The 24,477-nt window shown below is 40.9% G+C and carries 21 protein-coding genes and 1 pseudogene; 8 read left to right on the top strand and 14 right to left on the bottom strand.

What is annotated here, in order from left to right:
• Positions 1–287 precede the first annotated feature (287 nt).
• From AC1DLM_RS17225 to AC1DLM_RS17180, 10 genes and pseudogenes are all read right to left on the bottom strand, one after another.
• Positions 288–3,128, bottom strand: coding sequence for an ATP-binding protein (locus AC1DLM_RS17225; protein WP_477570660.1), 2,841 nt, complete (start codon positions 3,126–3,128; stop codon positions 288–290).
• Positions 3,129–3,160: 32 nt separating this feature from the next.
• Positions 3,161–5,989 carry a DUF1156 domain-containing protein gene (locus tag AC1DLM_RS17220; protein ID WP_477570659.1) on the bottom strand — a complete coding sequence of 943 codons (2,829 nt, stop codon included), beginning with the start codon at positions 5,987–5,989 and terminating at the stop codon, positions 3,161–3,163.
• 3 nt (positions 5,990–5,992) lie between these two features.
• Positions 5,993–9,517 carry a helicase-related protein gene (locus AC1DLM_RS17215; RefSeq protein ID WP_477570658.1) on the bottom strand — a complete coding sequence of 1,175 codons (3,525 nt, stop codon included), beginning with the start codon at positions 9,515–9,517 and terminating at the stop codon, positions 5,993–5,995.
• A gap of 666 nt (positions 9,518–10,183) precedes the next feature.
• Positions 10,184–11,035: an SEC-C metal-binding domain-containing protein gene (locus tag AC1DLM_RS17210; RefSeq protein ID WP_477570657.1), complete on the bottom strand. Its 852-nt coding sequence runs from the start codon at positions 11,033–11,035 to the stop codon at positions 10,184–10,186.
• On the bottom strand, positions 11,016–11,573 hold the full coding sequence (locus tag AC1DLM_RS17205; protein WP_477570656.1) for a hypothetical protein: 558 nt from the start codon (positions 11,571–11,573) through the stop codon (positions 11,016–11,018). The genes AC1DLM_RS17210 and AC1DLM_RS17205 overlap by 20 nt, the downstream gene beginning before the upstream one ends.
• A gap of 816 nt (positions 11,574–12,389) precedes the next feature.
• Entirely contained in the window at positions 12,390–12,644 is a 255-nt protein-coding gene (locus tag AC1DLM_RS17200; RefSeq protein WP_477570675.1) for a stage V sporulation protein S, read from the bottom strand.
• A gap of 84 nt (positions 12,645–12,728) precedes the next feature.
• Positions 12,729–12,791, bottom strand: a pseudogene (locus AC1DLM_RS17195) (zinc ribbon domain-containing protein); the annotation flags it as partial.
• 248 nt (positions 12,792–13,039) lie between these two features.
• Positions 13,040–15,148 carry an outer membrane protein assembly factor BamB family protein gene (locus AC1DLM_RS17190; protein ID WP_477570655.1) on the bottom strand — a complete coding sequence of 703 codons (2,109 nt, stop codon included), beginning with the start codon at positions 15,146–15,148 and terminating at the stop codon, positions 13,040–13,042.
• 21 nt (positions 15,149–15,169) lie between these two features.
• Entirely contained in the window at positions 15,170–15,451 is a 282-nt protein-coding gene (locus AC1DLM_RS17185) for a hypothetical protein (RefSeq protein WP_477570654.1), read from the bottom strand.
• Positions 15,448–15,765 (bottom strand): hypothetical protein, encoded by a 318-nt coding sequence (locus tag AC1DLM_RS17180; protein ID WP_477570653.1) that lies wholly within the window; start codon positions 15,763–15,765, stop codon positions 15,448–15,450. The genes AC1DLM_RS17185 and AC1DLM_RS17180 overlap by 4 nt, the downstream gene beginning before the upstream one ends.
• 366 nt (positions 15,766–16,131) lie before the next feature.
• Between AC1DLM_RS17180 and AC1DLM_RS17175 the strand changes: the two genes are divergently transcribed.
• From AC1DLM_RS17175 to radC, 5 genes are all read left to right on the top strand, one after another.
• The gene (locus AC1DLM_RS17175) at positions 16,132–16,476 is read left to right on the top strand and encodes a helix-turn-helix domain-containing protein (protein WP_477570652.1); all 345 of its coding nucleotides are present in this window, start codon (positions 16,132–16,134) and stop codon (positions 16,474–16,476) included.
• 278 nt (positions 16,477–16,754) lie between these two features.
• A complete protein-coding gene (locus AC1DLM_RS17170) occupies positions 16,755–17,156 on the top strand; it encodes a hypothetical protein (RefSeq protein ID WP_477570651.1) in 402 nt (133 codons plus the stop codon).
• Positions 17,157–17,422: 266 nt separating this feature from the next.
• Positions 17,423–17,641: a hypothetical protein gene (locus AC1DLM_RS17165; protein WP_477570650.1), complete on the top strand. Its 219-nt coding sequence runs from the start codon at positions 17,423–17,425 to the stop codon at positions 17,639–17,641.
• Positions 17,642–17,657: 16 nt separating this feature from the next.
• Positions 17,658–17,840: a hypothetical protein gene (locus AC1DLM_RS17160; protein ID WP_477570649.1), complete on the top strand. Its 183-nt coding sequence runs from the start codon at positions 17,658–17,660 to the stop codon at positions 17,838–17,840.
• A 105-nt stretch (positions 17,841–17,945) separates the two neighbouring features.
• Entirely contained in the window at positions 17,946–18,548 is a 603-nt protein-coding gene (gene radC / locus AC1DLM_RS17155; protein ID WP_477570648.1) for a RadC family protein, read from the top strand.
• A 175-nt stretch (positions 18,549–18,723) separates the two neighbouring features.
• Here the strand turns inward: radC and AC1DLM_RS17150 are convergent, their stop codons facing one another.
• Positions 18,724–18,963, bottom strand: a complete 240-nt coding sequence (locus tag AC1DLM_RS17150) for a hypothetical protein (protein WP_477570647.1) — start codon at positions 18,961–18,963, stop codon at positions 18,724–18,726.
• Between the two features lie 56 nt (positions 18,964–19,019).
• Entirely contained in the window at positions 19,020–19,466 is a 447-nt protein-coding gene (locus tag AC1DLM_RS17145) for a helix-turn-helix domain-containing protein (RefSeq protein WP_477570646.1), read from the bottom strand.
• A gap of 422 nt (positions 19,467–19,888) precedes the next feature.
• Between AC1DLM_RS17145 and AC1DLM_RS17140 the strand changes: the two genes are divergently transcribed.
• Positions 19,889–20,215 carry a hypothetical protein gene (locus AC1DLM_RS17140; protein ID WP_477570645.1) on the top strand — a complete coding sequence of 109 codons (327 nt, stop codon included), beginning with the start codon at positions 19,889–19,891 and terminating at the stop codon, positions 20,213–20,215.
• A 732-nt stretch (positions 20,216–20,947) separates the two neighbouring features.
• Here the strand turns inward: AC1DLM_RS17140 and AC1DLM_RS17135 are convergent.
• A complete protein-coding gene (locus AC1DLM_RS17135; protein WP_477570644.1) occupies positions 20,948–21,976 on the bottom strand; it encodes a PD-(D/E)XK nuclease family protein in 1,029 nt (342 codons plus the stop codon).
• Positions 21,977–22,271: 295 nt separating this feature from the next.
• Positions 22,272–22,781: an MORN repeat-containing protein gene (locus tag AC1DLM_RS17130; RefSeq protein WP_477570643.1), complete on the bottom strand. Its 510-nt coding sequence runs from the start codon at positions 22,779–22,781 to the stop codon at positions 22,272–22,274.
• 116 nt (positions 22,782–22,897) lie between these two features.
• Here AC1DLM_RS17130 and AC1DLM_RS17125 point away from each other — a divergent pair, with 116 nt between their 5' ends.
• Positions 22,898–23,524, top strand: a complete 627-nt coding sequence (locus tag AC1DLM_RS17125) for a hypothetical protein (protein WP_477570642.1) — start codon at positions 22,898–22,900, stop codon at positions 23,522–23,524.
• A gap of 388 nt (positions 23,525–23,912) precedes the next feature.
• Positions 23,913–24,473 carry a hypothetical protein gene (locus tag AC1DLM_RS17120; RefSeq protein ID WP_477570641.1) on the top strand — a complete coding sequence of 187 codons (561 nt, stop codon included), beginning with the start codon at positions 23,913–23,915 and terminating at the stop codon, positions 24,471–24,473.
• Positions 24,474–24,477 lie beyond the last annotated feature (4 nt).

Genomic DNA, 24,477 nt, shown 5'->3' with positions numbered 1-24,477 from the left:
ATGTAGCGAGTAATCCGCAATTGCCCGCGACCTATCCTCTGCCTGGACTTTGACTAAATTTGTAACGCACTTCGATTGATCCGCATTTTGTTTAGTTCAGTAATTTCTTGCTGTTGGTTTTTGTTTATCAATAGGAACTCACCCAGCTCATCGCGACAAAAAATTAAGCCTATCAGGTCGTTATTCAGCCATTTGTCCAACCATACTCAATACCAGCTTCGATTTATTAGAATAGTACGTTCAAAATTAGAAGTATGATACCCAACATCTCTTAAGAGTTGGAACAATTATTCCTCAAACTCAGTTGTGCTGAATCTTAGCTGTCCACCATTTTCTCGAACAATGCGCTGGAATGCTTCATCAAATCCACCCGCTGATGTTGCTTCGACTTCGATAGATATCGTAACCGTACCATCATGTTTGAGTGCGAAGTGGCTTAACACCTCATCGTAAATCTTTGCAAAATCCATCTTCGCAGTTGTTGATGGTAACTTTACCTTGCCATAGAAACGTCTCTTCATAATTTGCGCTGGAGGCGTTACAACAGGTGGCTCAGGATCGACGGGACTAATTGGTCGTGTTGGATCTGCTTGTTCAACAGGAGGTGTCCCTCCACCAGTAGGGGTTATCGAAGTAAAATCTCTTAGCAATTCCGCTTCCTGTTGTGCTTTCAATTGTTTTTGCACGGCATCGTAAGCTTGAGCCACTGTTGGGTGAATCAGCAGTGTAGTCCCATCTAAAATAACATTCCCGCTCTGCTCCAGTTCAAATCCTTGATACTTCTCACCCAATCTACCATACGCCAAACCAAAGAAATCACGGCTACGTAAGCCTGTATCAACAGCCTGACGATAAACAGCCTGATTGTGCAATCGTGGTAGGTATAAGTACTGGCATGTCTTCTTCCAGACATCGAGTGCAGGCGCATCATTCAAGTCATCTTTCCAGAACCACATATTCAACATGGAGTGTAGATGAACGGGTGACCACATCGTAATGAGGAGCTCGTTTTCTTTAAGCTTGCTTGCAATTTCCAGCATAGCATCGCTCGCATTGGGCTGAATAGATATTGATTCCCATTTCAATTCTGATACGCCTTGACCTTTTATAGCTTCCTGAAAAGGCACCAAGAGCCATTTGTAAGCTTCCMGCAATGTGCGAGTAACGATCTCCTGCGAACGTGCAAGCTGTTCTTCTGCTTGCTTCTGCTGAATGCGATCTAGATTGAGCCTCGCATCTTTAATGTCTTTGACAATGGAATCCCACGATAATAATGTACGAACACTTTCACGAAGACGCTGCAAGGCTTCATAGTCAGCTGCCAAGAAAATCAGACGGTTCTGATGGCTGCGTGGCAGACTACCTCGCTTGGTTAATATTTCATTTGCAAACACTTCAGCTTGATTGTGCTCTGAACGACTGAAAGTACCATTCGTCGTAAGAACAACCAAACGCAACTCCTCGTCATCAGGAACGTCCGCAGACGACGTGAAGATATGTACACCTGTGAACTCCCGTCTAGTATCCAGCATCCTACCTAGACGAGTCCGAATTTCTGGATCTGTCTCTTTAAAGCGTGTTTTGCGATCTTCCATCTCACGACGCAAATTAGGCCTTGTATCGTAGTAAAAGCGGTTGTTGACGTTATTCAAATAGTGTAGAACATCGCTCATTCGGCGAAGTACATCTTTATAAACACTGATTGTTTGGCCTGGTTGCACACAACCGAGAAGAATCCGCGACTGATCTACCCCACGCTGCGCTTGAAGCATTACACTCGGAGCGCTTCCCAAAAAGATTGTCCTCGCTACCCGCCGCGCAGCTTGATAAGCACCAAATCGGGAATCTCGATCAATAGTGACGGTTTCGGCACGATGTCCATCTACATCACGTTCGAGTACAGGGTCCCATCCTTGAGGCAGGTAATACACCATCTCATTGCGAACATCTTGAGCGTTCAACGGGAGGTCACTACATTGAATCATTGGTGAGGCATTGCCTTCTGTCCATAGCTGGTGGATTACTTTTGCCATTAACTTAAGTACACCGCGTGTACGCTGAAACTTATCCAGGGATGACCAATCCTCATATAGTCGGTCAAATACTTCTGGATGAATAGGGTATGATTGCTTCAATCGATCCAGATAACGGCTCTCCTGTGTCTCCGTAGGGAACTCCGCACTATTGTGTACATATAGTTCCGCATACGCACGACACACTTCTTCAACCGTATGTACATCCGTGATGTTTGTGAATAGCCTGCGCCTGACGATCTCGAATGCTTCCTCCGTCGCGACAGGCTTCCAAAGAGCCTGCACACGTCCGAAATACTTCTCTAGTGCATCTAAGGCCTGCTGCCCACGAATGCCTCCAAGCTCTGCATGCGATTCAGGCAGAGAAGCAAGCATCATGGCTTGAGGAACAGCCTTCAAAGCTTCCGTTAACGCTTGAATAAAGGACAAGTTGGAGTCAAAAGTCCCCCCTGCGTAGGTTCTTCCTTCTTCAAACTGACGTAGGTATGCAACAAGTTCGTCAATGAGAATGACACAAGGAGCATACTTGCTTAATAGTTCAGCCAACACCGCTTTACCTGGTGAAGTGCCACTTACATCCCCATCTTTGACCATGTCATATGCTTCGGACTGTCCAAGTTGCCATGCGAGTTCTCCCCACATGGTATGAACCATTGTCCCGTTTTTGTTGCTCGTCTGATTCGGTGAAAGCTCATTTCCATCTAGAACTACCACTCTAGCCTTCGGAACATCCATTATACCAGCAGCATCAACAATAGAAGATAAACCTTGCAGTTCGCCTATAGGTGCTCTACCAGATGCCAAGTGATAAACAGCAAGCATGGTATGCGTTTTACCGCCACCGAACGCAGTCTGTAGTTGGATAACAGGATCTCCCCCGCGCCCACTTAACCTCTTAATAACAGAATCCAGGAGCAATCTCATACCTTCCGTTATATATGTTCTGGAATAGAAGAGCTTCGGATCATTGTATTCATTGGATGCTGTACCTTTATGAACAAGGCTTAAATCTGCGGCGAACTCTGATTGTTGAAATGTTCCTTGCAGTACATCTTGATGCGGTATAGCAATTTCACGCCAAGGTTTTATACTCATAACCATCTATCTCCTTTTTAACTGCACTTCAGTTAAAATAGTTCTATCTGTGTTCCATGGTGACCTATTTCATGAGCTGCTGCTTCAATTGCATCCCAGCTTGCAATAAGCTCGTTGTAGCCACGAGCATCGTCTGCCCAACCTTTACGTTCACATATTGTGTAGAGACGGTAAGAGAGATTGCGAATAGCCTCTGAGCGATCTGGCATTCCTGCAAGTAATGAACCTGCCGCTTGCTCTCCTTGTTGTTGAAGTGCACGAATTAACTGGTGAAGTGCTTCCCAGACAGGAGTTCGATTGTCTTGTTCTGGTCTCCATTCAGCAGGATATTCTTGCCATTTAAATAAGCGAACTTTACCATGAGAGGCATTTAGGACGCCAGCTTGATGCAATCCATCTACTGCAGTTCCTTTTGCGGTCGCTAAGACCTCCGCTTGCCCATACTCTCCAGTGTTCCAACCATATTGTTCAAACCAGTTAATACTAAATAAAGTGTCTGTGTCTAGATCTCCATTAGTAGCATTTAGAAAAGTATCAACAACACGATTAATCAGCTGAAGAGCGCTTTTTACGGACATTGTTGATCCATCTGCTTCTAATACAGCAGAGTACTTAGAATAAATAGCTATGCCAGGGCCTATTGCTGCTTGTTGTAAATCCACAGCAGCAATTGGAGACATCTCTTGGTTGCCACCTACCATATCCTCCAATGCAGTGGGTAGATTTTCATTTAATTCACGGATAAATGAACGGCGTGATACTCCCACTACTTCTATTGGTCTTTTACGACAGACCAGGACTATTGATGACGCAAGTGCATTTGAATCCAAACTAACTGATCGAGCTGCTCTCTCTGTACGTAATGGCCAAGTCCCAGTTATTGTAAATCCCGCTGTAATTACTGCCTCCAAGAACGTTACCCACCCCGTTGAAGCAGTTCCTTCATTATTGGTATCAGACTGTTTAAAGGCATAGTATATCGTTGTTGGGAACGCTGGATGTGCTTGGGTAGCTAAATTATGCATTGCTCGTGTCATTCCATTCATAAAAAATGACTCCGCCTTTTCTTTGGTACCGTGCCGATATGGTGTTGCAACAAGCTCCTCTTCCTTTGGGACAGCAACTGTGGCGAACAAACTCGGGTTAATCTCCTTCATCATACGGCGTAGCCAAACATAAAAGAAATCGGATAAATCTGCATATCCAATATTGTCATAGTATGGTGGATCAGTTGAGATGATTTTATCCATACTAACACTTTGTAGCTGTGCATCTACTTGATTCGCTGCACCAAAAAAATTTGGTGCGAAGTTACTCATTAACGCAGAAATTGATTCTACGGTTGAATACCATGACCCAAGCTTTGAGAATGGTGATAACTCCACGAAATCCCAGGTCATCGGGATAGCTTGCCTTGAAAACAGTGCTCTTACATTTTGATTTGTTGTATTCCAACTACATAGACTGTTTGACATATCCGACCAACGTGATGTTGCCAAAGCTAGATAGGTTGCAACTGCATTTCCATAAGACTTTGACTCATCTTCTTGTCTTTCGGCTAAAATCCCATCCCTAACTACCTTTTCTTTCACCTCATTTACTAGATCTGAAAATGTATTTAATGCAAGTATTTGTCGAGGGGTAAACAATTTGTCGTAGGTGTTTAATCCATACAACTGCGTACGTATATCTCTAGGATTGTAGTTTATCTCCAAGTCAGGTTTCCACTTTAGTTCAATATTAACAGCTACCTCTTCCATATTTTCGTTAGGAGATAGGTATAACTTCCCTGATTTTATCTCAGCAACAATAGCAATTAATTTCTGGCCAATCCTATTGGCTTGACCTTCGCTCCGAATGTAGTTCACACTTATTGGCGATCCCGATAACAAACAAGTGAAATTTCCACCTCTCCCAACCTTTGTTCCAGATTTCACCACTTCAGGATTTACTGGAACGCCTGTAACTACTTTAAAAGAATAATCATCTCCACTAATTACAGGTTCAACATAAACTTCTTTTCCAGGTTTAGTAGACAGCCAGTATGTCGATAACAAGGGTACATCAATATGACTGAAAGCAGGATTCGGACTCTTCACAGTTCTAGCCCAAATCCAAGCAATGACTTTTGCGTTCCCTCCGCCACTTTCTGAAGGAAGTCCCACTTCAGGGTAGTAGTGTCCTATCCTTTTTCGAGCTTCAGCCGCCATCCACTTTCCGTAAAATATTATGTCGTTTGTAAGTCCCCTGGCCCCACTCCATTCATCTTGTGTTTGAACTATATATTCTTGAGACTCTGGATTTACGGGTGGTAGTCCAGCAAATTTTGATGGAAACTCAAGTATTGCTTTATTGATGGTTACAGCGATAGGATTAAGGTCAGACGCATAAGACTCTAACCCAAGTCGCTGAGCTTCGAGTGGTATTGATCCACCGCCTGCAAAAGGATCGTGAAAAGCAGGAAGCTTACCTGGATCAAAGCCAGGAACCCCTTTATTTAATTCACATGTCTCTCGCCAGCTCTTCCATATTTCAACCCTAGCCTCATTGAGAACTTCTTCGTTAGCGGTATTCTCCCATTTCACAAGTCTTCTCATGATATTAAATAATCTTTCACGCTCTTTTTGTGCCGCTTCCTTATTTATACCTCGTTGAAGATGGCGTTCATATCCTGGATCATTTACTAGTTGTGCAAAGAGAACTGCACGAGCTGCTGCCAATGGTCTTCGTGCCCACCATATATGGATTGAACGCGGATGCTTTGGAGTAAACGGCTGCTTTTCTTTTTCACACGCTTCATTTATATCATCTAATGGTAATGAAACTTCTATTAATTTCTTTGGAATTTTGAGCTGTGTCACGTTCTATTCACTCACTTCTGTCCTAGAATTTCGTTCTGATCGCTCTATTAATAGATTTACGTCCAAGTTCTTGCTGACTTCAGCCCAATCAGGCTTCTCTTGAAATGGATTGCGAATGTAATAAGGACCGTCAACCGTGTCACCATCCACAATGACGACAGCTAGAATGAACTTGTCGCCCTGATTTAATCCGTACAGCATCTCATTTCTGGTTACAGTTATTGTGTTTTGGCCTTTGGCGCGGCCCTTAACCTCAATGTGGCGATCCAATCCATATTTACCTTCTCCAAGCGGTATACGGGCTGTTATATCCMAACCACATTTCTCAGCGGATACGTCGATGACTTCATGCCCAAGCTGTCTTTCTTTATCCATAACCGCTCGCATCGCCATTAGTTCAATTCTTTTACGACTAGCGGCATCAACAGATGGCCGTTGTCCAGTCCTTTGGGCTATTAACCCCGCTGGGATAACTAGAGCACCACCAACGATAATCGGTGTAGAGGAGACAACGAACCTCCTAGCTTCCAACTCTTTGCGCCGTTGTTCTAATCGTGCCGTCAAATCATCGATAGTGCGACGGACATTCTCTAATTGTACACGTGGTTGCTTCCCAGCTGCAATGTCTTCTTCTAGCTTGAGATAACGGTCTTGCCAATAATTAATCTCACGCACAAGTCGTTCATGGACTGCTTGGAGTGTACGTTCCACTTCATGTTCTCGCCGATCTCGGACTTCCTCATAATGTTGTGCCCCAATATGCTGAGCTGCATATCTAGTTGCATTTGACTCTAAATCCCCTACAAGCCAAGGACTTCTTAGGATGTCCGAAACCAAGACCAGTTCTTCCTGACTTGCCTTACTCAAATCCAGATGAGGTGCGTAACCTGCCATCGAAGCATGACCCTGCTCATCAATAGAAACAAACTGAACACGACGGGAAACTTCTAGCGCTGAACCTGTCACTTGTTGCTCACGAACAGCATGCTCTACCATAAAAAGCATATGAGGAATTATTCCGTCATCACTACTATCGACGAACACTGTCCCTTGTTTTAGTTTTCCACGCTCTCGCTCCAAGATGAGGTCGGTTACGGATTGCATTAGAGGATGCGCCGTATGAATTAATCCCGCCATTGGCTTGTTAGTAACGCGAATCAACTGTTTTTCAAAACAGACACGTTCATACTTGTTAAGTACAGGCTTACGATTGCCTCGATTCCTTCCGCTTATCAGCCTATCTCGCTCGCGAATCACGGCGGGCACATGAGATATTTCGTATCGCTCATGTTCCCTTTCCTTCAGCTCGCCACCTAATCGAGCAAAAGCTTCTTGGAAGAATGCACGAATGAAATACGGCTGCAATCTGCGTGCCTGTGCCTTCTCCATTTCTTCTTTTACCTTATATAGACGTTCTGGGCTCATAACTTCTTCGCAAAGAGCATTGCGGTTCATGATTTCCTTTAAATGCTCTGGATCCAAAGCACCCTCTACCTGTTCTTCAAGTCGCTCTCGGACTTCTGGACTGTCTCCATAGCGGATGGCTTCTATTAGGAGATCACGCAGTGACTTGTGCTGGAATACCTCGCCTAAGATATCAAATACACGCCCACCCAAAGCTTCTCTTTCAATCTCAAGCTTATTGAGCAAACGTTGAAAAACATCACCTTCGCGCGTCTCTGCAGCTACTAAATTCCAAAGATGACACACCTCGGTTTGACCTATACGATGAATACGTCCGAAGCGTTGCTCTAGGCGATTAGGGTTCCACGGCAGATCATAATTTAMCATTAAATTTGCATTCTGCAAGTTCACACCTTCACCAGCAGCATCTGTCGCAATAAGAACCACGGTTACTGGATCGTGACGGAAAAGCTCTTGAACTTTACGGCGATCTTCCCGTTTTATGCCACCATGGATCGTAACTACAGCATCCGTGCGACCAAGAAGTCCACTAATCTTATTCACAAGGTAGTTAAGTGTAGCACGATGCTCGGTAAAGATAATGAGTTTCCGAAGTTTACCCGTTACATCAAGCATGTGGGGCTCATCTAAAAGCATTTTGGATAACTCCGCCCACTTGGTATCTTGATCCGATTGAACTACTTCCCGCGCCAACTGCTCTAGTCGATCAAGCGCCATAATTTCGTACTCTAACTCCTGTATCGTTTGAGCTGCTGTTGCTTGGGAGGTCACTTCTTCTTCAAAGTCTTCATATTGTCCGTTGGCGAATTCGTCTGCCGATTCGTATATATCCTCTGGAGAATCATACACATTGTCCCATACAATTTTACCACGCTGCTGGACTTTCATTTCTTCAACACGCCGTTGGAGCCGCTCTTTCCTGTTTTTCAATGATTGATATATCGCCTCAGGACTGGAGGCTAAGCGCCTTTGTAAGGACGTCAATGCAAACCCTACTGTACCTTTACGCTTCTGATCCTCCAATTGGTCTGCTTTGTCCATTTCTTCTTTCACATAAGTGGTGACTTGAGCATACAGAGCTGCTTCCAAATCAGAGAGCTGATAATTTACTGTAATTGCACGCCGTTCGGGAAATAGCCGCGTACCATCGAATTTTACTAACTCTTCTTTGACCATTCGACGCATTAGATCACTTACATCAACCTGGTGGGCACCATCGCGGAATTTCCCATAGAATCGGTCCGAATCAAGAAGAGAAAGGAATAATTGAAAATCCTCTTCCTTTCCATTGTGTGGCGTCGCTGTCATCAGCAAGAAATGACGAGTTATACTTCCAGCTAGCTTACCTAGCTTAAACCGCTTCGTTTCATTTACTTTTTGGCCATACCAATTTGCTGACATCTTATGTGCCTCGTCCACGACAATCAAGTCCCAGTTCGTAGACTTTAATTTATCTTGCAAGTCCTCACTTCTACTCAATTGATCCAATCGTATAATAAGCTGATCTCGCTCTTCAAAGGGATTTCCTGAAAGACTTGAATTCTCCATGTCTTTTGAAAAAATCTCAAACTGCAAGTCGAATTTTTCATACAGTTCATCCTGCCATTGATCCACAAGACTGCCTGGTGAAATTATGAGTATACGCCGAGCATCTGCACGTATTAAAAGTTCACGCATCAGAAGCCCCGCCATGACCGTTTTACCTGCACCTGGGTCATCCGCAAGCACATACCGTAATGGTTGTCGCGGAAGCATCGATTCATACACAGCCGTAATTTGGTGCGGTAATGGTTCTACGTTTGAAGTATGCACGGCCATCATGGGATCGAACAAATGTGCAAGGTTTATCCGATACGCTTCAGCTGCCAACTTAAAGGCATCTCCATCAGCATCAAATGCCCAAGGTCTACCCGTTTGCGTTAGGGAGAGATTCGTTTCATCACTACGGAACAGCATCCGCTCCTGTAGTACACCACTTGCTGATTTAAAATATATCGTAATCGCGTCTGGACCCACTTGTTCTACACTCAATATGCGAACAGCTTCATTAGTAAGCAATCCATTTATGATCGCATCTTTTTTTATGTTTTCAAGCTTCAGCAATGCGGTACCCCCTCAATATCGTTCTTGCCATTTATTAATCTTTGCACTCTCAATGATACCTTATTTATGAGACAAATGACTGTCAGTAAATGTAAGAGCGTACTGATTACTCCACCTACTAAAATTCGAGAACAACCGATACCATTCCTGCTTTCAACCACAAAAGGGCAAACACCATAAATGCATAGACACCTAATTGTCCTTATTCGACTTATGTCTTATGTGGATTTCATTTAACAGACTACAGGGTTCCTCCTTGTTTCTGCCACCTACGCAACATTATTAACAAGAATAAAGCGGCAGATGTTATCACAATGCTTTCATCATTTGCATGTTACTTGATAATAATCATGGTAAACCCTTATGCAATAAGGGTTCTAGCCACCAGAAAAAAAACCTAGCCGACGGGGCTGGGTCTCCTGTTTTTTCGAGTGTGTGCATGCGTGTCTTATGACGATCTAAAAGCGCCTTAGGTCCTAATTTATAAGGTTTTGGAGCTTTCTACTTTTTGATATTTGCCTTGGTATTGCGCTCAGTTACATTGTTCGTTGTTGACCAAAAATCGATCTTCATGTTTGTAAGGATACACGAAACGCATATGAACCACTTGGCTTGGGAAGTACCTGAGCAAAAGGAACAAATAAACTGATTAATACCAACTGCCCTCTAATTAGTATATTCAATGGTCATTAGTTCCATTGGGAGTGGTTCAAGGAATGTAATATCACAATGCGGTCTTAGTACACCAACTTCGTTCATACAGCAATGTTTATATTTTTTCTCAGACTCACAGGGGCATTTATCATTGCGACCTATGTGCTTATACCTTGAGTGAGGATGCCATGCTTTTGTCCATTCTACATCCCATCCGTGAAATGGAGATGCTAATCTCACTGATGCATAACTAACAGCTGTGTAGTTATATTGATCAACAGTTTCCCCTGTAACTGGGTCCTTGATAAACGGAACTGAGTATCTATTCACGGGGTTCTCAACCATAGCAACCCCCAAAAATTCGCAATCCGTAACTACGCGAATACACATCTCACCATTATATATATCTCCAACCTTATGACCACAAGGCTTTCTTATGGACACACGCTGATTGCATATATTACATTCCTTAGCCTTTTCCAGAATCTCACTGCTCATAAAAATTTTATATGGGAATAGAGATTGGAACTGTTCTGTATGTTTCTTAATGAAGGCTAACATATAAGTATCATCTTCCGTATTGAAATGAGGCTCCAAAAAATGAAGTTCTAGCTCTACTCTTTCAAAGCAACACCAACCTTTGTAAAACTCCATCTTCTTTAAGTGTTTGAAGGCTTCCACAAACTTTTCTTGTATAAGAAGTATTTGGCCAGAGCACCACAGTTCTTTTGCAAGGACTTGATCTCCTATGTTCACCGCATCTTGCTTTAATGACTCTATAGAACGCAATATTTTCTCGGCATCTCGGGAATCATTGTTTGATATAACTTCACTTAACAACTTCTTAATCTGTTCCATTTCCATCTTCCATCGGCCCCACTTCGCTAGATTGGTTCTCTTGAAGTAATGGTATAACAGTTCTTTGGAATTCTTTTGCAGGACCTTGGTAGTGAATCCGTGTAGCTTTTTTATTACCTTCTTGAACAACAGTAATCTCTACGTTTACGCTCGCCTTTTCTTCCTTTGACCCTAACTTGTTTTTTATATAGGCATCTAGTAGACTAACAGCCAGTGGAGCAGCCAAGTGTTCCATTATGAAGCTACCTATAATATAAAGATCACTATGTAATGCCAACTCCTTATATTCCTGTTCATCTATACAGATATCAGGCACTAGTGCATCTGTAGCATTTTCGCGTAAATAGCCAAACAGTTCTTCTGTTCCTACTGGAAAGACAGGGTATTCAATATCACGAAACCCCTCTCGTGGAACTATTAGGAAATTTGAATCTATTAATTGATTACGTGTCTCATCTGATATAAATGGTTTGTTAATCCATGTTTCTATTGTTTCATTTGCTTCTTCAACTATAAGGAAGCCTCTGTCATCAGCCTTTGTCATTAAACTCTCAGTCCTCTCGTTAAGATTTATAATATACTACGACTAATATGAAGTTCAGTTTCAAAAAACTATAACAATATTAGACTAGCGGCATAACGAAGAAGATGATTCCAGCCCCTATAGTGATTAATAGGAACAACAGCACAAAGTATGTTGCCGCAGATCCAGCCTCTGCCTTACGGAATACCTTCCAATTGCCTCTATTATTGTTATAGGGCTTCCTCCTTGTACTGAATATACTTCTTAACCTCTCTAACGCCTTGCTGTGGCTCTCCAAGCATGTCCACTATGAATTTAGCTACCTTAGCAAGGTATCTTAGAATTAGATATTTCCTGAGCTACGCAAGGATCATTCAATACAGCAAAATCGCTATCGTTTCCGTCGCCGCGGATCACCATAATTACTTCGTAAGAACCTTGGCTCGCATTAGATATTCCTCCAGCAATGAGTTGAGCATCATTTAGCTTAACCGCTACAAGTTCATGAGTTAATCCCTTGCGTCCTTTGAAGCAGGCTAAGACATACGTAGTAAAAGATCTAGAAGGAGCTGATGAAACGAGAAAATGTTTTGTATATGGAAAAGAATCGTTGGTATTGTTTCTACGGATGAATACGAAGATTACAATGAAAGATGACTCGGTTTTCTATAAATGGATRACATGAACATCTGCCTACATCCATTTTATCGTATACATAGTTAACTAACCCTTTAATTGCATTCGTCAGACATCCATAGGTAATAAATAATCTTTTTCATTTGTATTTCCTTCTATTGTATAATCGATGAAATGCTTCTTGCTTATACTGATTATCCCTTACCTTGGCTCTACGATAAGCTTAATACCTGTACGATCTTCGCCATCAACCACAATATCAGCGAATGCTGGAATGCAGATAAGATCCATGCCACTAGGAGCAACGAATCCTCTAGCAATAGCTACTGCTTTAATAGCTTGATTTATTGCACCCGCGCCGATCGCTTGAAGTTCAACAACTCCACGTTCGCGTAATACACCTGCTATTGCACCTGCTACAGAATTAGAATTAGACTTAGTTGATACTCTTAATATTCCCGCCGTAGAACTTCGTATTTCATTATTAGCAAGAGAAGTGTTGCTAACGGCTACAGTGGCTTTTTCTTTCACCGTTTTCTCACCACACTTATAACAAAAGTTCGATGAGTCATCCAATAGCTTTCCACAATTTGAGCAGTACATGGCAATCCCCCCAGTAGTATAAAGAGCTACAAAAATAATTGACTACAACAATTACTACAATATCGTGCAGTATTGTTAATTTCATTTCCGCATTGAGGACTGGACATTATTGTCCTACTCCCTTTATACAATTTACTTGTCCGTTACTTCTGGAATAAGTTATATTCCATAATTCGTCATTTTCCTTCCTTTTCCTTCCTTACAAGTGCTACGGCTTACAAAAAAAAGAAAAGCAACCTCGCGGCTGCCTAATCGTTTACCTTTTCCAAAGTTGTACGCTTCCCATCGTAACCTTCAAATATCATTGTCTTTGAGTCAATTAACTTTAAAACAGTGATCTTATTGGCTCCTTCATAGTTATATATTAGTTGCTTTTTATCATAAACAATTTCAATGTTACTTGTGCTTTTCTTGCCTTCACTTAAGAAGAATGAAATAGTCCCCTTCGTATCGCTTTTAAAAGCAAGTTTGAAAGCTAATTCGTCAGATCCAGGAGTGCTCCACTGACCTTCAAACTCCTTTATACTGGAACTAGAATTGGATTCTGCTTTCTTTGGCTCAGGACTTTTTTCTGCAACTTCCTTTGATTTGATTTTCTCTGCTTGCTCTCCAAAGCTAACTTTGTCGGTTATCGACTCAATTGAAGTAGAATCAATCAAAGCAAATCCGCTATCAATAAGTGATGCTATCGCACCTTCTTGTTGTATTAAATTAGCTAGGTAGTAACCTTCTGCTGACTTGGGATTATCTAGTGTTGGTTTAATATTTATTATACTCATGTTCCCTACACTGTATGGATCATTGTCAAAGAAACGCCCCAGGTTAAAAATAAGAAGCGCATTTTCACCCTTAATTATGGCGAGCTTCTTACCAAAGTAACCCTCGTATCCATTATATGCTTTTAGTAGCTCCTCCAAGAGACTACTTGGTCTAATCCCTTGTTTAGTTTGGTACTCTTTATCATTTGTTTTAATCGCGGCAAGCTTACCAGCAACAAATAGGAGTTCCAAATTCTTGTATTTATATATTGTGGAATTTAGTGATGTATCAGTCTGTTTATCTTGAGGCATTCCAAGACTCTTCACAACATCATCAGTAGAGACACCGAGTTTCAGTCCATGAATGGTTAATTCATCAGTCTTAATTGACACTGGCTTTTTCTCATCTTGCTTCTTAATTACTGACTTAGTTTCTTTGCCCCCCTGATAAGCCACAACTGTTTCATACATGTTCGTAACAACAACCTTCCCGTTTATAAAAGAGGGGGGATACATGATGAAGTTATCAACTCTTTGCTTCCATAGTTCCGTACCCGTTTTTCCATCAATAGCAATCAGATTGGAGAAAGCTGGAGCACCTTTAAATTTCTCATTTTCTCCTCCCCATGCACCAATATACAAGGTGTCTTCTAGTACGGATGGAGGAGTACTAATCGAAGTAGGAATAGTTGCAAGATATTTCTTATCTCCAACTTTTACATTCCAAAGTTCCTTGCCTGATTTTGAATCAATACCTACCATGATGCCATTCTTCATTTCTGAAACAATAATCTTGTCCTTCAGTAGTGTAAGAGTTGGTATATTTGGCATTGCGATCTCTTCATTCATGTACTCCCACTGTTTCCCATACTTATTTATATCGTAAGCTACTATAACTTTACTTCCCATACCTACAGCATAAATGGAATCCTTTGATACGGCTACGTTAGAAACGAGCATTTCAGTATCAATAACTTTGACCTCCATACCTGTCTTTTGATTGATAATATGAATCTTACCAGCGGCAGGAATATAAAGCTTATCTTGAGAAAGAGAAGGAGTCATTGTAACTGATAGATCATCGCCGAACTTCCATGCCTCTTTTCCTGTTTTAGCTTCTAACGCTTTTAATGATGTTCGACCACCTTGGGTTTGTTCAATAATGAATACATGTGTTGAGGATGCTACTGTTACTTTTGATTTCACTTCGTCTGGAAGTTGTTGATTATAGTCATACTTCCAAATTTCTTCTCCGCTATCGGCATTCACGGCATGAATACCCGAATTGTCATTATATGACAAAATATTCCCTGCAAGTGCTGGTAATGTTGGATATCCATCAATGGGATGTGACCATTCCTTCTCTCCAGTCTTCGAATTAACTGCATAGAGCAACTTGTCACTACCGAAATAGGTATTTCTGTCTGTAACAAGCGTTTGACTCAAGGCGGTCCCAGGCTCTGCTTTGAACGTCCAGGCAGCTTCTGATATGCCTTCAATTGCTTTGCCACTGTAAACTCCTTGTTGTATTAACCCACTGGATTGGCCGCAGCCTGTAATAAAGAGTAATAGTACCATAAGCATTGTTATTTTCTTCATCTAGTCTTTTCCCCCACTTAATTATTTCTCCTGCCTCTTTTTACGAAATACTATGAATAATCCTACTGGCAAAGTGATGGACATTAGTACAAATGGAACCCTGGATTGCTCTACTCCACCGCTGAACGGGAATTCTACCTTGTTACTTTGTTCAGATGATAGATATATATTGCTCATTGCGAAAACCTCCCTGTTCCCATCCCCTACATCTGGATGTTTCAAATGTACTGGAAAAGGTAAATTGTATTCAATTAGTAATATAACGAAGAGAATGATTAACTTAATTTTCAAAGATATCTTCATTCGTACCTCATTCCTCCATAAGTCCAATGATCCTTAGCAAGACGAATCTCACTTACATATACTTTCTTGGTCTTACCATCATTTAAAACTATCTTGAAGTATGCACTATATATGTTTGAATCATGTTCCTTTTTGACGGTAACCATGTCTTTTGAATATGGTTCAACTTCTTTTACTCCAACTGCAGGCTTTGCAAAAGCCTCCTTAGCTTGACTCACCGCATATTCATATGCCCCTTTCTTTGAATCTCCTCCACAAGCACTAAGTACAAATACTAATGACAAAATTACAAACATTGCTGATAATGTTCTCATTCGACAACTCCTTCATTAGATATAGATTTTCTGATATCAGTGAGTTAATCAATACTCTCGATGACTATTCAGTGAGGAAATCTCACTTTGTACTATGTAAAGTCAAAAAAATTCGTAATAGGCAACCATTTCTCGCAAAAAATTCGACCCCAAGTTATGTATTGTAAGTTAATGTTGAGATTCCTAACGCGCCCCCCCCTTTCCCACAATAGGTAGTACTTCCAGACTATGACCAAAAGTCCCAAAATTCACTATAGTATATATATCACAATAGTTACTTTCACGCTATATTTTATATTTATTACTACTAATACGCTGTCGATGCTCCGTTTTCTCTAAGCTATCGTTTGCTTAGAGGTGAGTAGCATGAGTAGTCATACGATGAAAATAGTAGGAGAGCGCATTCGATCATTACGTGAACAGCGTAAATGGAGTCAAATGAAGCTTGGTGAACTCGCAGAATTACATTACACTTACATTGGTAGAATTGAACGCGGTGAAAATAATGTTACGATGAAAAGTATTGAGAAGGTAGCCGCAGCGCTTGATGTACCATTCGAAGAGTTATTTCGTTTCATACAACCACTTGAAAAGGGGAGGGATGCGTACTACTTATCCTTACTGGTATCCAAGTTCCAAGGCAGAAGCGTTGACGATCAGAAACGTGCTTACGAGGTGCTGAGTTATATACTAGATTGGAAAGACGAGTAAAAATGATTCATAACTGAAAGACCTATTCATTCCAAATGGGATTGAGTGGGTCTTTTTTGCGTTCAATAGCTTAACAGGGAGTAGACGGGGCAGTGAGATCACCCCTCTAGAGAAGGGAGGAAGCAGAAATGAACGATACGATAAAAAGGATTCGATAGAGGAAGTCAGTTCAGAACTACTGATTGGACTGGATCAGAGATTAATAAAAATCCTCAAGACTGAGTTAGCTCGGCACGGGATTCAACTGAAACGAGAATATCAAAATGGAGGACGAAAAGATGAGCAAGCAACTTTTAGTTAGTAAGACTGTAGGTTATACGCAATACCAACTTTACCGTGTTAAGATTCTGTACCCTGCTTCATTAGTAGACTTCAAAGGAATCTTAATAGAGGAGAAAGTAAAGATTAACGCTTATGGTGTTGTCGCTATCATCTTTATAGGGCATGAACAAATCTATTATGATAGCGGCCATTTATCGGCCCAAAATTATGAGGTTAACTGGCTGTTCCATAAGCTAATACGAGAGCATACAGAAGACATTAATGAGATTCGTCGAATTATCTGGGATGGTTACAGTAGGTTTTACCGCAACCCACCGTATTTCGATCCATTCAAGCATGCAGCAAACAAGATGTTAAGGCAACAGTTGAGAAGAAACAAACCCATAGAGCTCTCTTGATTATCTGAATTTAGATAATTGAGGGAGTTTTCTGTTTACAGAGACCCAAAATCAGGCTTAGTGAGAATAGGCCATAAGGAGGACTCCAAGAGTACTCCACAGGTATCAACGGTATTGATTTAGTGAAGTACGGAAATTAAAAATTTTAAGAGCGACTACTTACATTCTCTGCAAGAACTATCCGTTTAGCAACTGTTTTACGGACGCCGTACACGGCATCTTGGAGTGGCACGAAACCATCAACAATTATATGGAGGCGTTGAAACTTGGAGAAAAGACAAATTGCTGACGAGATGGTCACTCTGGTTCGTCAACTGGTAGCTCAGAACCAGATCAAGGTAGCTGGATTGGTATTGCAGACGTATTTCATTCGAGTTTGGAAAAAAGAGAAGGACATAGCAGCCCATTATGTGCGTGCTTACTTCAAAAAGCACTACCCTGAGCAGCTAGAACGACACCTTAAAAGGGTGAATAAAGTCAGTTAAGAGAGGATAGGATTAAATGCTAAAGAATTTAGAAAAGCGTAGAACAGTACTACAGCAGCTTAGGAAGCGTTTGGACGGCAATGCATCTCTCAATTCTAAGGACGGAATCATGTACATCCGTTATCTAGCATTGCTTGTAGGTATGGAAATTCAAATCGAAGGACATGAAAAAGGACGCTCGGGAAAGCGCCCTGTGTAATTCCAACTCAATATTATCTTAACCAAATATGTATTTACATTCAAGAGGAATGGCTATAGCTGCTCCTCTATTTCTTATTATCTAACAATTCGGAGGTAATTTACTATGAGAAATATGTCCACATATAAAAATCTGTTAGCGACGACACTCTGTGAGAAACCAGGAAGCTATGCTGTGGAGGAAATACTTAAACGTTTCGCCTCACCTTATGAACTAATGCAAGCTTCAGAACACGAACTTATGGAGATACGTGGCATCGGTCCAGCTAAAGCTAATCAGCTACTTGCATCCTTACAGCTTGCGAAGATGCTTAACATGCCTAAGCAAGCACCTACTGTAATCAGGAGTCCCAAGGACGTTTACGACCTACTTAGGGGGGAACTTGAGCATCTCCAGCATGAAGTATTTAAAGTGATCTTTCTTAACACTAAAAATCACATAATCGCTGTTGAAACCCTGTCTCAAGGGAGTCTCAACGCAAGCATTGTGCACCCAATGATTGTATTCCGCGAAGCATGCAAGCGCTCATCAGCAAGTATTATATGCGCTCATAATCATCCCTCTGGTCAGCCTGATCCAAGTCCTGAGGATGTTCAGCTTACTCGAAGACTTGTAGAGGCTGGTGAACTACTAGGCGTATCGGTTTTGGATCATATTGTCATTGGGCACCACCGATTCATAAGCTTAAAAGAGGGCGGTTACATGTAACGAGTATTTAGATGAGCTGATGACGGGAAAGAACATATAGGAAATTAATGCAGGAAGCCAGTCCATACGTGACTGGCTCCCCATTATTTATTATGGCCTTCGGCTAAATACTGAAGCTCGCTTCGCTCGCATTGTCTGTACCCATCATTCGTTTTCATCCGCCTTCGTTTAGCTCTTATTCATTAAGTAGACCTCGAATAGAGAAACGATAAGTTGGATCTTTAAGACGACGTTCCATAATCTCCGTACTAAAGTTGGAAAATTCGGATTCTCCACAATCATTCGGCTTTCTATTCTTCATACTCAAAAGAAACTCACGTTTGTATTTATTAGCCTCTTTCTGGGCCAAACTAGTTTGTGGCAGCGAATCTTCCAAATCCAGCGCTATTAGGAATTCTTCATCACTTATGCTCATATTGCTCATCTCCTTCTTAATTTTCAAGCCCTAGTCTTAAATATAAGCCCTCTTGATCATCCTAGTATTGTTCCGTTCATATCTGGCTCACCATCAAATATTTCTTTCCAATATGCACGTTGTGTTTCGATATCCATGTATTCATCAGATTTCACTGATTCTACTTCATCTTCTGAATAGCTGTATATTAACTGGCCATCGACATACCAGTCCGCATACATGTACTTAGCCAGTGCGATTAAACTTTTTTTGGGAATAAGTCGCTGACCTGTTTCAATCATACTAACAGTTGATGCTGGTAAACGGAGTATCTTACCTAGTTGTTCTTGAGTAAGCGAATCATGACAGCGTTTCGTCTTTATCTGAAGTGAAAGTGGCAAATTATCCATATGCATCATTACTTCTCTCCGTGCACCATATATACTCATCACATCATTGGGATCATTAACATAATTTTTTCTAAAGCCAAAATCTCCATACTTATCTAGATCAGAAATTTCCATAAAATCATTCCTTTTTTGGTTGTAATACCTCCCCCCTGGTGTAAGGAAGGGAGGCTATATAAGGAGAAACGATAGAGGAACAGTAGAGAACCTTTATCGTCACTCGTAACGTAACCATTTGGTCCAGAAATTACAAGATTTTTATTAAATAATTTATTAATCCTACTTACCTTTCAGCGGCAGCCACACACACCAAGCCCTTTTGACTAGGCAACACCACGCGAACACTGGATTTGTGGCAGTTGTCCGCGTATTGGTAAAGAACGGATATGACACTATCGATGGGGGGCTAGGCACAATAAATTAGTTATCACATTTAATCATAGCTAGCTAAACACCGATTGATAACCACTGAATTGCTAAGTGCTGGCTACATTCTTACGTGATATGATACTTATATAATGAATTCTGGAGGTAAGCGTATGCGAAAAAAAATAGCCAATGAGGATGCATTCAGGAGTTATCTTGACAAGACCGTAACTAGCGAAGCGCAGATCCGCGATTGCATATCCAGATGCAGAAGAGTAGAAACATCTGAGGGTACCATAATTAAGCACTACACCAATGATCGTGGAAGATCATTAATGGAACGCCTTACATATAGTAAGGAAGATGCAGCTCGGGGAGTTAAGCCTGCACATGACATTTCATTCAAGGGGACTAAGGGATATATTTCAATATATGAAGGAACCGCATCATTAAAAAATGCGGTTCAGCACTATTTCAATTTCCTTATAAACCAAATCTGATGTTGGATTTCGCACGTATACTGAGCCACCACTAGTAATTAGATAGCGGACTTCCCTACTACAAATTTTAAATGCAATTAGAGTATTAATGCCCCAATTTATCATTGAACCTTCACTGGCTATATCCATGTAAGCCGTAATGCGACATGCTTTCTTCTCATCTAGACGTTCCCAAGACAAATCACAAAGCAGAGAAGCTATGTCAGTCTTATACTGGGATAGCTTCTCTACTTGGCCTTGTTTAATTCCTTACTATTTTATATTAATGTAAAATTCGCATGAGAAACGATTGCCGCCACGGAAAGCAATACTGTAAGTGAAATCTGTCTTGCCTGAACTAGCTATCATAACCAACTGACTTAGTATTTGTAAAATGTGGCTTACGCTGCTTATGTTCATTCAGGAACTTAGAGAAGAATTCATGGTAATAAAGCTGCTTTGGGTCTTAGCTTCACTTCCACCCGTAGTAATGGCTTTCTGTGCTTTCCCCCACTCATTAGGTGAAGCCTTAACTTTAAAATAGTGGCGCGGGTAATGAACCATCTATTGTAATAGCCTGTATCTCCACTGCAAAAAAAATGTGTCTCTTCATTTGATACCTGATTCAGCCAATTAATTGCTTTACGGTGTTCCTCCCTAACCTCTTTTGATATTTCTTAGCATAAATATCAAGTGAGAATGCGCAAATTCCATGCTCAGTGGTAATTAATTCAATATCCATTCCAAGCTCTGTCACCCAATTACACCGCTCTCTTTACTTTTCCAATCAAACTCGGGATGTTGTTGCTTTAGAGTATACAACTCATTTAGACGAGAGATGAAGAAAGTTTGGATGGCATCGATGTGATCATCAGCAGGTAAGAACTCCAATAGGCTTTTATCATAATAGATGGAAGCCCAAGCTTGATTATCATCCATATCCTCAGAAGACCAGCCTTCGTTTTTCTCAACAAACCCCCTCATCGCATTGATAATTCCTGTACGATTTGTACACTTAGGATTTACTTGAAATAGAATAGATACTAAAGGATATTCGTCCTCCGTCAAATGGAATCCGAAATTAATAACGGTGTAATTGCCCTGGTCGTTCTGTTTCATATATCGATAAAATTCCTTTAACTGCACAAAACGATTAGTCCAACCTGTCGATCTATTAAAGAGAGTTGACACCGTCTCCTCTACCTTGCCTTCAAGACAAGCATCCATCATTCTTATTAGCCTTTCCATATGTTGAATTGCATAGATATCCTGCGGTACAAACCGTCTGCTATCGTTCAATTGGCTTTCCTCCATATACTCCATAATTAAATTAATAAGTTCGCTCTGATGCCCCTTTAGCCAATTGTAAACCTGATACCAACGCATTTGATTGAATGTTGCATTATTTCCGCTTTGAATGATATCGTACTTCTTCTTCGGATCATGGGCCTTCGTTATGTAAATAAGATGTGTAAAGCACCCATCAGCTTCATAACAGCGTAAATGGTCTGCGTATCGCTTTAGTTGTTGATGCCCCTCTTCCGTCCCAAGTTTATTTTCAATGAAAAGGATATGGTGCTTTTCGCCCTCCGAAAAGCGTATTATCATGTCAGGTCGGCTATCCGTCAAGTGATCATCTTGCTTAGAATATGTCTTCTGAGTTGTTACTTCACGGATTTTCGTTTGACTTACATTTATATCAGTTAGTGCATTCAAGAAATCATACAAGAGCCCTTCCTTCACAAGAACTTCTGCGAAGATTTCTGTTAAGTAATCTTCCAACTGATTCCTATCCTTGCTGCTAAGTAACTGATAAAGACGTTTAAATAGTGAACTCAGAATATTTCACCTCGATTTCTAAATACCGATGGTTCCCGACCAGATGATCGGCAAGTTTTGTGTAAACAGGACGGCAATGGTGCCGTCCTGAAATTGATTCAACAAGTTTTTGGGGAACTCTTTATTGTTAATCGAATTGACCTACCAAAATTGTGTATGTACAGATAGCAAATTGGGAATGACGCGTTTTTTAATCTCTTCTTGCATAACTTCAACCCTTTCTTTTTAATACAGCGTTTTATTGTACCCTTTGTATCTCGTTATAGTCTTCTTTTTGAAATAGCAACTGTGATGGATTTCCTTCTTTATCAAAGTAGATTGAATTTCCACGAATCTCGCCGTCCAACCACATCCCTTTGATCTTTGAGCCATCTTGGAGGTATACAACACCTTGACCGTAAGGCATACATTTTTTCATCTGTCCTTCATAACAAATTCCATTTGGAAATATCAATCTGCCCGTACCTATCGGAAAGCTACCTTCGAATAGACCACCATTTGTAAATTCGATCTTCATGTTATTTTGAGGAATTCCCTCATTGCAGACAAATTCCACATCTCCCCCTTTCATGAAAAGCGTTACTACCCCATTGGGTTTTCCGTCTCTAAACTCTCCATTCAACCTTGCAATACCATATTCATGAACTAGGTCATCAAGAGAAGCTAATTGCTTTTTCAACTCCTCTTCTTCCAACAGAGTAAAATCTAATGAAATCTCTTTAAGCTTTTGAATCAGATTAATTTTCATTCCAAACACTTCCTTTTCATTTGATGGGATGATCGTACAATATTTGTTTTAACTTGTCAACTAATGTAACTAGTATCATTATCCGAAGTGTTGTATAATATAGGAGAGGTGATTGTATGGTCGATAAAACACAACAAACGAAACCTGGATTTGTGACTCTTAAGTTAGTCGGTAAAAGTACAGGTGAAAAATTACGAATTATTCGGGAAGAGTTAGAAGAAATCTATCCAGGAGAATTCACATTGAGTAAAGTAGCTGAAAAATGTGATGAGATCACTTATCATGGATTGCGTAAATTAGAATTGGCTGAGGGGGAACCACGAAAATCCACCGTTCGTGTTCTTACAGACTTTTACAATATACCTGTATCCTTGATTTACGAAAGTGGTTTGAAACTCAATCAGCACTTTTTCTTAGGAAAAAAAGAGGACATGGAGTCATACAAAGCCATTGAATCTGAGGTGCTTTCAGTCACTCATCAGGAGTATTCCGAGCTTGATCTTACAGAAGATGGATTCATCCAGACAAATGATATATCCATTGATATTTCTATACGGGTTTACCAACAGAACACAGGAGTAAAGATCATGGAGAATCTTATCCAAGATAAGGTCCCTTTCTCAGAAGATGATCTCGATAATCTAAGGGACATGATTCGACAACAAGTGAAGGTTTTATCCGACTACTATTCTAAGCTTAAGCAATTCAAGAATAGCAACAATAACGACCCTGGAGGTAATTAGAATCTCAATTACAAACCTGCTCCAATACAATGAAAGCATTAAATCTCTCTTTTCTTTAATACCCAACTTAAAAGGATCGTTCCTAAGTGTAGACGGTAGCATTGCTTTCCCCTCACATCCTCCAATCATTGTTAAGCGTGAAAACCGCGCTAATCCTGTTATAGGGCACGCGTATGACTATCTCTTAAGAGCGTATGTACAACGCATCAATGGTGCTCATCAGGAACGTGAGGGCGAGCATCTGGCCGCATCTATTGCTGTTAATATCCTAGACAGTAAACATATCATTGAAGCCTTTAGGAGCATTGTAGAGCGACGAAATGCTTATATAACTGAGAAAACGGGGCTTACCATAGATGTAATCAAAGATGCAGTTATACTTGGACAATTGGATCAATTCTACCGAAGTGGAAATGGGGATGTTCCCACGATTCTTCAAGCCAATGATGACGATATCAATGATCTCCAAGCCCTGATACAGGCCTCAGAGAAGCATTCAGAACGGTTTATTACGAAACACGAAATTCTGTGCAACCCTAGATTTGGCATGGCTGTAACAGCCCTTGTAGACGGTGCGGACGGCGATCTAATCATTGGAAATACACTAATTGACATCAAAACTGAATCAGAGTTCCGCTGGAAGATTGGACAGAGTAGACAGCTCATTGCTTACTGGATTCTATCCTGCCTCTCCCCTTATTTCACTCCTGAAATTAAACACCTTGCATTGTGGAACCCCCGATATTGCCGTCATGTATCCATTAAAATTGAGGATGTATGCCGCGCCATAAACATGATAGAATTCACAGACTCATTCGTAGCCATTATTACCGCTGACAACTTCGAAGGCAGCTCTGATCTACCACCCACACATCGACAAAATTACATACAACAAGTAAAGGATTTATGGAATGCAGCCGACAATCCAATTAGAAAGTTGTACGGTTAAAGGG

It is taken from the genome of Paenibacillus sp. 01T442 (assembly GCF_056398345.1).
The sequence above is the reverse complement of the archived record's forward strand: the minus strand, read 5'-3'. Positions and strand labels throughout refer to the sequence as shown.